The sequence below is a fragment of the uncultured Dysgonomonas sp. genome, assembly GCF_900079725.1.
Lineage (GTDB): Bacteria > Bacteroidota > Bacteroidia > Bacteroidales > Dysgonomonadaceae > Dysgonomonas.
Genome location: NZ_LT599032.1, coordinates 3,441,996 through 3,455,083 on the forward strand (window position 1 = coordinate 3,441,996; position 13,088 = coordinate 3,455,083).

The following is a 13,088-nucleotide window of genomic DNA, read 5'->3' on the forward strand; positions in this document are numbered from 1 at the left end:
TAGAGTCTTTGCGAGAAATTTTTAACCACGGAGAACCAACGATCGGCGGAGCCAAAAAGGAGTCCACGGAGTTTTTAGAAGAAAAAGTGACAATAAAAATTGTGTAAAAAGTGTCAAGTTTGTCAGGTTTTGCACATAAGCTATTGGCTAACAGCTATCAGCTAAAAGCTGGAATATATGTTACTTTTGTTACCTTTTAATAAAGAAGATGCATCGCTCTGCTCAACATGACAAGCCAATTATTGATTCTTAATTATTAATTGTTTTCTGTGTTACCTTTTAGAGTCGAAAGCAGAGAGTCGAAAGTTGAATTGGAAATCGGCGGAGCCAAAATGGTTGATGAGAAGTAGAAATAAGACCTTGTTGTTAACTAATAACTGTTGACTGTTAACTGATAAATTTCCCTATCTTTGCATCCATTTCCGAAACTAAAGAAATATCAATGAGCCGAAAGAAAAAAGAACTTCCTCTTATAGAGAATGTGCAGATTGTGGATATAGCTGCTGAAGGCAAAGCCATAGCCAAAGTAGATGATATGGTTGTGTTTATACCTTATGTAGTACCGGGCGATGTAATCGATTTGCAGATTACCCGGAAAAAAAATAAGTATGCAGAGGGTAAACCTGTCAGGTTTGTTACATATTCTCCTGACCGTGCAGAGGCGTTCTGTGAACATTTCGGCATCTGTGGAGGATGTAAATGGCAGATACTGCCATATGCGGAACAACTGAAATTCAAGCAGAAACAGGTGACAGACAACCTTACCCGTATAGGAAAAGTAGATTTGCCTGAGATTCAACCGATATTAGGTTCGCAAAAGACAGAGTTTTACCGGAACAAGCTGGAATATACTTTCTCAAATAAGAAGTGGCTTACTTTGGAACAATTACGTTCGGGAGAAAACTTTGCCGATATGAATATGGACGGGCTGGGCTTTCATATTCCGGGGATGTTTGACAAAGTATTGGATATCAATAAATGCTGGTTGCAAGATGATGTCTCGAATCAGATACGGAACTTTATCCGCCAGTATTGCCATGAAAAAGGATATACCTTTTTCGATTTGCGAAACAGAGGCGGATTGATGCGCAACCTGATTATCCGTACCTCTACTACCGGCGAATTGATGGTAATTGTAGTATTCTACGATGATGAAAAGCAACAGCACGAGGATTTACTGAAAGCTATTGCAGATAAGTTCCCTCAGATTACAGCTCTGTTGTATATTGTCAACCAAAAGGCGAATGATACGATTACTGATCAGGAAGTGCTGACATGGAAAGGAAATGACTTTATATACGAAGAGATGGAAGGCCTTAAATTCAAGATTGGTCCGAAGTCATTCTACCAGACAAACAGCGAGCAGGCATATAATTTATATAAAGTGGCCCGTGATTTTGCCCGGCTGGATGGAGATGAACTTGTGTATGACTTATATACGGGAACGGGTACAATTGCTAACTTTGTGGCGCGCCAGTCGAAAAAAGTTGTTGGTATAGAATATGTGGAAGATGCTATTGAAGATGCCAAATTCAATTCTAAGAATAACAAAATCGATAATACGCTATTCTATGCCGGGGATATGAAAGACATACTTACTCAGGACTTCATCAATGAGCATGGCCGTCCGGATGTTATTATCACAGACCCTCCACGCGCGGGTATGCATGACGATGTTATCAGGTCTATTCTCTTTGCCGAACCTCAGAGGATTGTCTATGTAAGCTGTAATCCTGCTACTCAGGCACGGGACCTGTCTTTATTGGACGAGAAGTATAGAGTGACAAAAGTTCAGCCGGTAGATATGTTTCCTCATACACATCATGTAGAGAACGTAGTTCTGCTGGAGAAAAGGTAGTACTATAGTCTGCAGTGTTATTTGAAGGCTAGATATGTCCACACCGGATAGTGGTCGGAATACTTGACCTTGTCCACAGTGCAATTATAGGATTCAAAGGCCCGGGAATGCAGAATAAAGTCTATCCTCACCCAGAAGTAGTTTTCATGGTAGGTAATCCCTTGTCCAAACCCCGAATTAGCATATGAATCGACCAGATCGCCCTTCATCGTGTGATAAGCGTAGGAGATAGGTGTATCGTTAAAGTCTCCGCAGACAATCGTTGCCTTAGCATCTTGCTTATCTATAAAACTTCTGATAAGGTTTACTTGTGATTCGCGTATTTGGTATGCTGCACCCAGTCTGTCCTGAAGTGTATTGGCCATCTCATCAAAGGATTCCCTGTCTCTTGTTTTCAGGAAGTCTTTATAGAGCTTTTTATCTTCCGTAGTTAGCCTGTTCGATTCCAGATGGTTCACAACGAGAGTGACAGTGCGGCGGTCTATTTCCAGTTTGTGTATAACAGAGCCGTTGTAAGAACTTTGAATAGGTACCTTTATTGATTCCGTAATCGGGAACTTTGAATAGCAGGCAATACCATAGATATACGATCTTTTTGTCTTCCTCGGTTTCCCCAATTCAATAATGGAACGGTATGGATAGTCTTTCATTATCTCGTTCAATTCCTGTACTGAAATGATACTACCTTTACCCTTCTTAGTCGCTACGGCAAACTCCTGAAAGCAAACGATATCGGCATTACTCTGAGTTACATATTCGAATATAGGGTTATTCCGGGCCTTCTCTCCTGTCAGCCAGTTGAAGCCCCTTACGTTGTAAGTAAGTACCTTTATCTTGTTTGCAGGTATATCTTTTTCCTTAGTCTCCATATGCACAGGAAAGCAGGTAGATATCGGCTGCCAGCAGGCAAGGATTACAACCAACTGTATTAATGCATATTTCCACCGGAAGAAGACAGTCCAAAGAATGAGATAAGCGATGTTAATAAACAGCAAGATAGGGAATATTAACCCTAAGTAAGCGATGAAGGTCACTTTAGAGGGAACTACCGACCAAGCTAGTAATGATAGCAGCAATAATATAATTGCTATAATATTGGTTGCAAAGACGGTATACTTGATGGCTTTGCCTATCTTCTTGCCTAAGAGCTTACTTGTTACTGGCATCGAATAATCGTTTTTTTTCGGCTGAACTAAGGCTATTGTAGCCTGAAGCCTTGAGCTTATCCAGGATACGGTCTATTTCTTCCGATTCATTATATTTTCGCTGATTATATTCGTGGTCAGCTTCATTCTTGTACTTCACCTTCATCTTAGGATTGGTCTTTGATTTAGGTTTCGTTAAATTGGCAATAAAATCTATTATCTTGTTGACCCAGCGAGTGATGTCCTTGCCCTTCAGATATTGCTTCGCATATATATACCCCATCAATGCACCGCCAATGTGTGCTATATGACCACCGGGATTGCTGGTGCTGGAAAGTCCGATAAAATCAAGAACGAAGATAACCAGAGCTATATAGATGATTTTTATCCGTCCCAGAAAGAGCAGTCCTATTTCGGTATTCGGCCGGTAGAATGCGACCGCAAATATAATTGCCATTACCGAAGCTGATGCTCCGATCATCGGGGCGCCATTCATTAGTACAAACATTGGGATTGTGTTGAATGTCAGTACAAAAAGGGCTGCGCCGGCCAATCCCCCGAGTATATACAGGCTACCAAGGCTTTTAGCGTTGAAATACGAAAGAAATATCTGTCCGAACCAATACAGCATTAACATATTGAACAGTATGTGAAAAAAGTTCTCATGTACAAACATATATGTTAACGGCGTCCAGAAATGCGTCTTCAATAACTCCAACTGTGCCGGTATGGCTATATAGCTGATAACGAAATCTGTGATATCTATATTGAAGAGCTTGGTAATGTTAACTGCTATCAATATCAGGAAAACGCATACATTGATGACGATCAGCCGTATCAATACATCTTTTCGCTTAAGTATAGGTTTTATATTATCCGAAAATATTCCCATTTGTAGTAAATCCTTTTTTGCGCCAATAAAGCAATATGATAAGACCTGTTATAAGCCCTCCAAGATGGGCAAAGTGCGCCACATTATCCCCGACTCTATCCACTACGCCTAATGAAAGCTCAATAACACCATATCCGATAACAAACCACTTTGCTTTGATTGGTATCGGTGGAAAGAGGAGCATAAGTTCTGCATTAGGGAATAACATCCCAAACGCGACAAGTATTCCAAAAACAGCGCCTGATGCACCCAGCATTGCACCATTTAGTAGTCCATTTAAATCGCCGTATAAAGGATCTGAATAATTCAGACCTTGTGCTATTATTGCTGCACCTTCATTGTATACAGTGGAAATTACCTCGTCAGGTAGAGTAGCTTCTAGCGATTGTAAACGAAAATATGTAACAATCATCTGTAGCGCTGCCGCACCTATCCCTGTAATTATATAATACACAAAGAATTTCTTAGGTCCCCATACTGTTTCCAATACACGTCCGAACATAAATACGGCGAACATATTGAAGAACAAATGGCTGATGCCACCATGCATAAACATATATGTTATGATCTGGTGAGGCATAAACAGGGATGAGGTGATGTAATGAAGAGACAAATAATTGTTCAGGTTCACTATATCTTTCAGCATCACAGTCGCGAAATACGCTAATACATTTATGATAAGCAGATTCCGTGTTACAACCGGAATGGAACTCATAAAGCCTGCACTATTCTGATTCATTATTTTTCCTTAAAAATTGTTTTTTCAAAGCCCAAAAGTACTTATATTTTTTCTTTTTCATTCTAAAATGGTATCTACATTTAGATATTTTGCGATTTAGCATGAGTTTTTCCGTTTTTTTTTTATGATTATTAAATAAAACACTTATATTTGAGAGCTAGAAACAGAAATAGAGTAAAACGTAATTTCAGTTATATAATGTTTAATTAATCATTACAAAATTTATTATGAACAAGACAGAACTTATCAATGCTATTGCTGAAAAATCAGGCTTGAGCAAAGTGGATTCTAAGAAAGCTTTAGAAGCTTTTATCGAATCAGTAACAGGTGAAGTTAAAGCAGGTGGAAAAGTAGCCCTAGTTGGTTTCGGAACATTCTCTGTAACTCAAAAAGCTGCTAGAAAAGGTATTAACCCAAGAACTAAAGCGGTTATTAACATCCCTGCTAAGAAAACTGTTAAATTTAAAGCTGGAGCTGATTTAGCTGCATTGTAATTTAATTATTACATTTCTAAAAGATAAAGAGCAGAGAAGGATTTCTTTCTCTGCTTTTTCTTTATATCCATCACTGGACTTTTTTGTAATCTGAAAAAGTAACAAAAGTAACACAGAAAACAATTAATAATTAATAATGAATAATTGGCTTGTTATGTTGAGCAGAGCGAAGCTTCTTCTTTATTAAAAAGTAACAAAAGTAACACTTATTTCAGCTTTTAGCTAATGGCTGTTAGCCAATAGCTTATGTGCAAAACCTGACAAACCTGACACTTTTTACACAATTTTTATTGTCACTTTTTCTTCTAAAAACTCCGTGGACTCCTTTTTGGCTCCGCCGATCGTTGGTTCTCCGTGATTAAAAATTTCTCGCAAAGACTCTAAGACGCAAAAAGGTAACAGTTCCCCAAAAAGTAACAAAGGTTACACTTTTTCAACTTATTACTTAAAACTTACTACTTATTTCAATATTTCAAAGAGCTATCAGCTAACAGCTAAAGGCTACCGGCTCTTACTCTATAGATAAAACTTCTCTGCTTTTATAAGCTTTATAGATAGTTTTTTATAATTTTGCAAACTCAATAATGAAAATAATAAATAATCAATATAATGAAGATTGAAGCCAGGTTGCAGGAAAACGTAATAAAGGGAATCGAAACCCTATACGGACAGACGATATCGTCCGGGCAGGCCTCATTACAAAAGACAAAAAAAGAATTTGAAGGTCACCTTACCCTTGTAGTTTTCCCTTTTTTGAAAATGTCAAAAAAAGGGCCTGAGCAAACCGCACAGGAGATAGGGGAGTGGCTTGTGGCAAACACATCGGAAGTAGAAAGCTTTAATGTGATAAAGGGCTTCTTAAACCTGACTATAGCCGGAGCATGCTGGTTGCAAGAACTTAATTCTATACATTCTGTAGCGAATTATGGGATCCATGAGGTGAAAGCCGATGCCCCGTTGGTTATGATAGAATATTCTTCACCAAATACCAATAAACCTTTACACTTGGGACATGTGCGTAACAATCTGCTTGGCTTTGCTCTGTCCGAAGTGTTAAAAGCAAATGGTAAAAGAGTACTAAAAACCAATATAGTAAACGACCGTGGTATTCATATCTGCAAATCCATGTTGGCATGGCAGAAATGGGGAAATGGAGAGACCCCCGAATCGAGCAGTAAGAAAGGAGACCATCTGGTAGGCGACTATTATGTATTGTTCGACAGGCATTATAAAGCCGAGCTGGCAGAATTGCAGGAAGGTGGCTTGCCGAAAGAAGAAGCGGAAACCCAATCCAAGCTGATGGCCGAAGCCCGCGAAATGCTTCGCAAGTGGGAAGCCGGAGACGCCGATACGGTTTACTTATGGAAAATGATGAATTCATGGGTTTATGCAGGTTTTGATGAAACATATAAGAAACTGGGAGTAGACTTTAATGAAATATATTACGAATCGGAAACTTATCTGGATGGAAAAGAAACAGTTCTCGATGGGTTGAAAAGAGGTGTCTTCTACCAGAAAGAAGATGGTTCGGTGTGGGCTGATCTTACTGCCGAAGGGCTGGATCACAAATTGCTTCTCCGCAGCGATGGCACTTCCGTTTATATGACTCAGGATATAGGTACTGCTCAGCAACGCTTTGCGGCGCATAAAGACCTGAGTGAAATGATCTATGTGGTAGGCAACGAGCAGAATTACCATTTTCAAGTGCTATCCATCGTTTTGGATAAACTGGGTTATGAATTTGGCAAGGGACTTGTACATTTTTCATACGGTATGGTGGAGCTTCCCGAAGGTAAGATGAAATCGCGCGAAGGTACGGTTGTGGATGCTGATGATCTTGTCGAAGAAATGGTTTCTACAGCCAAAGTAACATCCGAAGAACTGGGTAAGCTGGATGGTGCTACAGAAGATGAAGCAAACAATATTGCCCGTATCGTAGGAATGGGGGCATTGAAATATTTTATTTTGAAGGTAGATCCTAAAAAGAATATGACCTTCAACCCGAAAGAATCTATTGATTTTAACGGAAATACAGGACCGTTTATACAATATACATACGCACGTATTCAGTCGGTGATCCGTAAGGCCGGTGAACAGGGAGTATCTATTCCGGTTTCTTTACCTACTGATATAGTACTGACGGCAAAAGAAGAAAGCCTTATACAACTCGCCGCCGAATATGCAGCTGTTGTAAAACAGGCAGGAGATGAATACAACCCTGCATTAATTGCAAATTATATATATGAATTAGTGAAAGAATATAATCAGTTCTATCATGATTATACAATACTGAAAGAGGAAAATACTGCATTGAAAGATTTCCGTCTCGTCCTTTCACAAGAGGTTGGGAAAATAGTAAAAAGTGGTATGTCCCTGTTAGGTATTGAAGTTCCCGACCGGATGTAATACTCTATTCAGAAATAGGATCAGAATCTCCCTCAAGGGGTTCTTCCTCTATCCCAAGTTGTTTATTCAGCTTGGGTATATTTTTTAACCTTGCGTCCAATTCTGCTTTATAAACTGCTATCTGGACAGCCAGTTCCGAGCGGTTCTTTTCAGGTAACATATCGAAAGCTGTAGTTATCCATTTTACGGCATTCTCCACATCATCGAGACATTCGTTTGCTAAAGCGATGTTGGATGCCAGGCGCATCTTCTTTGCCGGCTTGCTATCCTCGTATAATTCGCCCCAGATATCTGCAGCTTCGAGCCATTTCCCCTGTTCCACATATTTTGCAGCTTGTTTCATCTCCGAAGAGTTGTCCGAGTAATACCAGCGTTGGCTTGTCTTCCACGAAGGTATAAAGTTGCTGGTTATTTTATCTGCACCCACTACCGACATTTCGGTAACAAGGCTGTTGATTTCGTCTACATTGTTCTTTATCCTGCTCCAGTCTGTTGATTCCTGCCTGAAAAGACTATCTACAAGCCCGATTGGTGCGCCGTATTCGGAACCATCTTTGGCATATGCTCTCATTATGACTCCTAGTTTCGAGCCAAGAATGCTGTAATTGCTGAAATATGCTGTGTTTTCTGTTTCCAACTGCGCGGAAATAGCAAATAGGTTGAGAGACAACAATGCATCCGCATCTTTCTCGTGACAAATGGTTTGAACTTTTCTTGCCGGCAGCAGTGTTATATCATTATTCGATCCATTGTATGTTTTGTAAGGGTATAATTCTACTTTGTTAAAGTATTTTTCCTCATTCATAAACTTAACCAGTGAATTCAGGAATATGGTGCGGGCGCTGTCCATTGATAAGATAGACGGACCATTATTCGGGTTTTCGGCTTCATCGTCATTGTCTAATGTCGGGCTGTTGTCTACAATGACTACATTCGTAACTTCCGGAGGGAAAGATATAAATGCGGGTTGTCGTATATCTATCGATATAATATTGGTTGTGGTACACGAACTCAATATATATATGAATATAATGGAGGATAATACCTGCTTCATAATACGTTTCATTTGATGCTAATTTTTTATTTTCAATCTCATCGCAACTGGGCATAAATGCCGGAAAATAACAAATGGCTCTGCGACCCTAAATGTACAAAATAAGCATTATATTTGTAATATAAGTGATAGAAAATATTTAGAGCTGCTTTATTTAGTCATAACTAACTATTGCTGTTTCAGATACGAGAGTAATAATTAACAATCGACGATGCGAAAGCGAGTCAAATAGGTCTGTGACCTTAAGCATCAAAATAAGTTACTGGATGAATCAACTTTCTGCAAACGAGGTTTTCAGGCTGGCTGCCGATATAGTGAGCAACACTTCACAAAGTGTATTTCTTACGGGAAAAGCAGGGACTGGTAAGACTACATTCCTTCATTATATACGACAAAATGTAGATAAGAATGTCGTTGTGGCTGCCCCTACGGGTGTTGCAGCCATCAATGCCGGAGGAGTGACATTGCATTCCCTGCTTCAGTTGCCTTTCGAACCCTTTATCCCTAACTTTGAAGGAAAGAAGAAACTGGATTATCATTTCAAGCTGCGCAAGTCTAAAATAGAGATGTTGCGAGAACTCGATCTGCTGATTATAGACGAGGTGAGTATGTTGCGTGCCGATATGCTCGACGCTATCGATTATATGCTGCGCCGCTATAGGAACAGTCAACAGGCCTTTGGCGGTGTACAGATACTTTTTATCGGGGATATGTTTCAGTTGCCACCTGTGGTACAAACTTCGGAATGGGAGCTTCTGAAACATCATTATCCGTCGCCCTTCTTTTTCCATGCGCAGGTACTGGCCGATTATACGCCTCTTTATATAGAGCTGAAAACGATATACAGGCAGCAGGACCAGCAATTTATCGATATACTCAACCGTATCCGTAACAATTGTGCCACATCTCAGGATTTGCAGGTGCTCAACCAGCGATATAATCCCGTATTCAAACTGCCCGAAGAAAACCGCTATATTGTTCTTTGCACACACAATTATAAAGCCGACCGTATCAATAGTGAGGAGTTATCCCGGTTAGCCGGTAAAGAATATAAATTCAACGGGGAAGTAAAGGGGGATTTTTCTGAAAATTCCCTTCCCACAGAAGCTAATCTGACGCTCAAAGAAGGGGCACAGGTTATGTTTGTGAAAAATGACGCAGGAGAGAAGCGCAGGTATTATAACGGAAAACTGGCTACGATCTGCCTCTTGACGGAAGATAAAATACAGGTACGCTTCGAGAACGGAGACGAAATGGAACTCGAAAGCGAAACATGGCGTAATGTCCGTTACAAGCTGAATGAGGAATCAGGAGAAATAGAAGAAGAGGAGCTGGGTTCATTCACCCAGTACCCGATACGCCTTGCATGGGCAATCACCATCCACAAAAGCCAGGGGCTTACCTTCGACCGGGTGGTGATAGATGCGGGTCAGGCTTTCGCCGCAGGGCAGGTATATGTGGCGCTTAGCCGTTGCACCTCTCTGGAGGGCATTGTATTGTTCTCACGTATTACGGCACAGAGCATAAGTACCGACCGTTTTGCCTTAGAGTTTGCTGATAAAGAGCAAAGCCCGGAATATCTCCGTCAGATATTGATTCAGGAAAAGCCCCGTTATTGTGCCGAACAGGTAAAGAAATATTTCGACTGGACACCATTTATACGCAGCCTGCATTCTCTGTACGAACTTGCCACGGAAAAGAAAATACCCAAACAGGAAGAAACACAGGCGATGATTGCCCGGTTGTGCAGCAGGGCTGTGGAGCAGCAGGAGATAGCCCTGAATTTCACGAGGGAACTGAACCGTATATTATCAACTCCAAATCCTGATATTGACCATCTGCGGGAGCGTGTGCAGAAAGGAATACTGTATTTCCATAAAGATGTACAGCAATATATAATACTGCCTGTGGAAGAGCATCTGAGCAGTCTTAAAAATGCATCGAAAGTAAAGCAATATCTGAAGAAAGCAAAAGAGATACATGCGACGTTACTACGTTTACTCGAACGCCTGGAGTTTGTCCGCTATGGCGACGTCAATCTTACAGAAGGCTTAACCTTTAATAAAATAGTATTGCCCCAAGAAGAGGTCACAGAAGCAAAACCGGAGAAAAAGGAACGGCCTCAGAAAGGTGATTCGCAACGCCTGACTCTCTCTCTCTTCAACGACGGAAAATCGGTGAGAGAGATTTCTAAGGAACGTAATCTGGCTGTGACAACTATCGAAGGCCATCTGGCGGGTTTTATACTTACCGGAGAATTGGCTGTTGGCCGCCTGGTAGATGAAAATAAAATGGAATATATGCTTCCTATATTGAGAGAGATTGCTCCCCAGACTCCGTTGTCAGAGATAAAAGAGAAACTGCCCAAAGAATGTTCTTATCTCGATATTAAGGCGCTGATGAATTATATTAGATATACAGAGGGGTAGGTCAGATAGAATTAGTAATTCTACGAAAATCTATTACTGCAATTTTTATAAGAGTTTACTCATCCTATAATTGGAGAGGAATAGCTTATTTGCTTTTCTCTTTTGCTCTTCATCTACAATAAATCCCTGTTTCTCGAAAAAAGGCCTGGCTGTGATACTGACTTCGGATGTGATCTTTCTGATGTTATGTGTCAATGCATACTTCGTAATTTCCTGATAGAGTAGGGTCGCAATGCCCATGTTTTGAAAATCTTTATGTACAAACATCGAATGCAAATACCCGCTGTCAGAAATGGATGAGAATCCTGTTATCGTATTACTCTCATTTTCCACTATGATAAAATATAGTTCGGTTATCAGTTCAGTCCAGCGCTGTTCATTATTTCCACAGGATGCCCAGTCTGTCGCTTCTTCAGACGTATAGTCTTTTGTATTGACGGACATGATCACGTTCTTATACAGGGTTTTTAATTCCGGGATATCTTCTAATGTAGCGATACGAATATGGAACATAATTGTTCTTATGAATTAATAATGTAATATTAATAAAAATAATCTTTTCAAACCTCATTTATAAGAATAAGGATTTGAAAAGATTATTATGGCGGAATCAACGAGAAGTTGATTATTTATTCAGAATTAATACCTGTAATGCTCCGGTTTAAACGGCCCTTCCACAGGTACTCCCAGGTACTCAGCCTGCTCTTGCGATAACTTTGTGAGCTTTACACCAATCTGTTCAAGATGCAGACGGGCAACTTCTTCGTCCAGATGTTTTGGAAGACGATACACATTCACTTCATAATCGTTAAGCCAGAGCTCTATTTGAGCGAGAGTCTGATTTGTGAATGAATTACTCATTACAAAAGAGGGGTGTCCGGTTGCACATCCCAGATTTACAAGGCGGCCTTCTGCAAGCAAGAAAATAGAATGTCCGTCAGGGAAAACGTATTTATCAACTTGCGGCTTAATATTAACATGTTTTATATTAGGGAAATTAACCAGCTTTTCTACTTGTATTTCATTGTCGAAATGGCCGATATTGCAGACAATAGCCTGATCTTTCATACGAGCCATGTGTTCGATAGTAATGATATCTTTATTTCCTGTAGTAGTTACAAAGATATTTCCTTCCTTAACGGCCTCCTCCATTGTAGTTACCTCAAAACCTTCCATTGCTGCCTGTAGGGCGCAGATAGGATCTATCTCGGTAACGATTACACGTGCCCCGTATGAACGCATAGAGTGTGCACAGCCTTTGCCTACGTCGCCGTATCCTGCTACGACAGCCACTTTACCGGCTATCATTACATCGGTAGCGCGTTTGATTCCATCAGCGAGAGATTCGCGGCAACCATACAGGTTGTCGAACTTCGATTTGGTTACCGAATCGTTCACATTAATGGCAGGGATAAGTAATTCGCCACGTTCCATCATCTGATACAGGCGGTGAACACCTGTTGTAGTTTCTTCCGAAACTCCTTTCCATTCGGCAACGGTGCGATGCCAGCGATTGTTGTCTTCTTTCAATATGTGCGACAAGGTATCTAAGATAACCTGTTCCTCGTGGTTGGAGCCTTTACGATTTATCGTTTCTGAATTTTCTTCAGCTTTGTATCCCCAGTGTATAAGTAATGTTGCATCTCCTCCATCATCTACAATCAGATTCGGTCCTTTTCCTCCGGGAAAAGCAAGAGCTTGCTCTGTACACCACCAGTACTCTTCGAGTGTTTCTCCTTTCCATGCAAATACAGGTATACCTGCGGCTGCTATTGCGGCTGCGGCATGGTCCTGAGTAGAGAATATATTGCAGCTGCACCAGCGTATGTCTGCACCCAAATCTTTTAGGGTTTCGATAAGTACGGCAGTCTGAATGGTCATATGAAGCGAACCCATAATACGTGCCCCTTTTAGAGGCTTTGTTGCACCATATTTTTTACGAAGTGCCATCAGTCCGGGCATTTCGTGTTCTGCTATTTCGATTTCTTTTCTTCCAAAGTCGGCAAGACTGATATCTGCTACCAGATATGGTAAATCGGGTAAAAGTTGTTTTGACATGTATCTATTTTAT

At 40.5% G+C, this 13,088-nt stretch carries 10 protein-coding genes; 4 read left to right on the forward strand and 6 right to left on the reverse strand.

Annotation, left to right across the window (positions count from 1 at the left end; translation table 11 throughout):
- Positions 1-442 precede the first annotated feature (442 nt).
- Positions 443-1,858, forward strand: coding sequence for a 23S rRNA (uracil(1939)-C(5))-methyltransferase RlmD (rlmD, locus tag QZL88_RS14505; protein ID WP_296942211.1), 1,416 nt, complete (start codon positions 443-445; stop codon positions 1,856-1,858).
- Positions 1,859-1,875: 17 nt separating this feature from the next.
- Here the strand turns inward: rlmD and QZL88_RS14510 are convergent, their stop codons facing one another.
- Genes QZL88_RS14510 through QZL88_RS14520 form a run of 3 tightly spaced genes read right to left on the reverse strand, consistent with a single transcriptional unit; the run spans position 1,876 to position 4,610 of the window.
- A complete protein-coding gene (locus QZL88_RS14510) occupies positions 1,876-3,024 on the reverse strand; it encodes an endonuclease/exonuclease/phosphatase family protein (protein ID WP_296942213.1) in 1,149 nt (382 codons plus the stop codon).
- The gene (locus QZL88_RS14515; RefSeq protein WP_296942215.1) at positions 3,008-3,895 is read right to left on the reverse strand and encodes a rhomboid family intramembrane serine protease; all 888 of its coding nucleotides are present in this window, start codon (positions 3,893-3,895) and stop codon (positions 3,008-3,010) included. Before QZL88_RS14515 ends, QZL88_RS14510 begins: the two co-directional genes overlap by 17 nt.
- Positions 3,876-4,610, reverse strand: a complete 735-nt coding sequence (locus QZL88_RS14520) for a rhomboid family intramembrane serine protease (RefSeq protein WP_296945085.1) — start codon at positions 4,608-4,610, stop codon at positions 3,876-3,878. Before QZL88_RS14520 ends, QZL88_RS14515 begins: the two co-directional genes overlap by 20 nt.
- 251 nt (positions 4,611-4,861) lie before the next feature.
- Here QZL88_RS14520 and QZL88_RS14525 point away from each other — a divergent pair, with 251 nt between their 5' ends.
- Both QZL88_RS14525 and argS read left to right on the forward strand, forming a co-directional pair.
- Complete coding sequence (locus QZL88_RS14525) at positions 4,862-5,128, forward strand: HU family DNA-binding protein (RefSeq protein WP_006801109.1); 267 nt, start codon at positions 4,862-4,864, stop codon at positions 5,126-5,128.
- A gap of 609 nt (positions 5,129-5,737) precedes the next feature.
- Positions 5,738-7,534: an arginine--tRNA ligase gene (gene argS / locus QZL88_RS14530; protein WP_296942219.1), complete on the forward strand. Its 1,797-nt coding sequence runs from the start codon at positions 5,738-5,740 to the stop codon at positions 7,532-7,534.
- A gap of 4 nt (positions 7,535-7,538) precedes the next feature.
- On the opposite strand, the gene QZL88_RS14535 is transcribed toward argS, so the two are convergent.
- Positions 7,539-8,600 (reverse strand): DUF6340 family protein, encoded by a 1,062-nt coding sequence (locus tag QZL88_RS14535; RefSeq protein ID WP_296942221.1) that lies wholly within the window; start codon positions 8,598-8,600, stop codon positions 7,539-7,541.
- 254 nt (positions 8,601-8,854) lie between these two features.
- On the opposite strand from QZL88_RS14535, the gene QZL88_RS14540 reads away from it, so the two are divergent.
- The gene (locus QZL88_RS14540; RefSeq protein WP_296942224.1) at positions 8,855-11,017 is read left to right on the forward strand and encodes a helix-turn-helix domain-containing protein; all 2,163 of its coding nucleotides are present in this window, start codon (positions 8,855-8,857) and stop codon (positions 11,015-11,017) included.
- Between the two features lie 45 nt (positions 11,018-11,062).
- Here QZL88_RS14540 and QZL88_RS14545 read toward each other — a convergent pair whose 3' ends face one another.
- Both QZL88_RS14545 and ahcY read right to left on the reverse strand, forming a co-directional pair.
- Complete coding sequence (locus tag QZL88_RS14545) at positions 11,063-11,530, reverse strand: GNAT family N-acetyltransferase (RefSeq protein WP_296942226.1); 468 nt, start codon at positions 11,528-11,530, stop codon at positions 11,063-11,065.
- Between the two features lie 126 nt (positions 11,531-11,656).
- Positions 11,657-13,075 carry an adenosylhomocysteinase gene (ahcY, locus tag QZL88_RS14550; protein ID WP_296942228.1) on the reverse strand — a complete coding sequence of 473 codons (1,419 nt, stop codon included), beginning with the start codon at positions 13,073-13,075 and terminating at the stop codon, positions 11,657-11,659.
- Positions 13,076-13,088 lie beyond the last annotated feature (13 nt).

Bases quoted from the DNA above. Each gene is read 5' to 3' on its own strand.
- QZL88_RS14525 (WP_006801109.1), top strand. From the start codon at position 4,862: ATGAACAAGACAGAACTTATCAATGCTATTGCTGAAAAATCAGGCTTG.
- QZL88_RS14545 (WP_296942226.1), bottom strand. From the start codon at position 11,530: ATGTTCCATATTCGTATCGCTACATTAGAAGATATCCCGGAATTAAAA.
- QZL88_RS14535 (WP_296942221.1), bottom strand. From the start codon at position 8,600: ATGAAACGTATTATGAAGCAGGTATTATCCTCCATTATATTCATATAT.
- QZL88_RS14510 (WP_296942213.1), bottom strand. From the start codon at position 3,024: ATGCCAGTAACAAGTAAGCTCTTAGGCAAGAAGATAGGCAAAGCCATC.
- QZL88_RS14515 (WP_296942215.1), bottom strand. From the start codon at position 3,895: ATGGGAATATTTTCGGATAATATAAAACCTATACTTAAGCGAAAAGAT.
- rlmD (WP_296942211.1), top strand. From the start codon at position 443: ATGAGCCGAAAGAAAAAAGAACTTCCTCTTATAGAGAATGTGCAGATT.
- ahcY (WP_296942228.1), bottom strand. From the start codon at position 13,075: ATGTCAAAACAACTTTTACCCGATTTACCATATCTGGTAGCAGATATC.
- argS (WP_296942219.1), top strand. From the start codon at position 5,738: ATGAAGATTGAAGCCAGGTTGCAGGAAAACGTAATAAAGGGAATCGAA.
- QZL88_RS14540 (WP_296942224.1), top strand. From the start codon at position 8,855: ATGAATCAACTTTCTGCAAACGAGGTTTTCAGGCTGGCTGCCGATATA.
- QZL88_RS14520 (WP_296945085.1), bottom strand. From the start codon at position 4,610: ATGAGTTCCATTCCGGTTGTAACACGGAATCTGCTTATCATAAATGTA.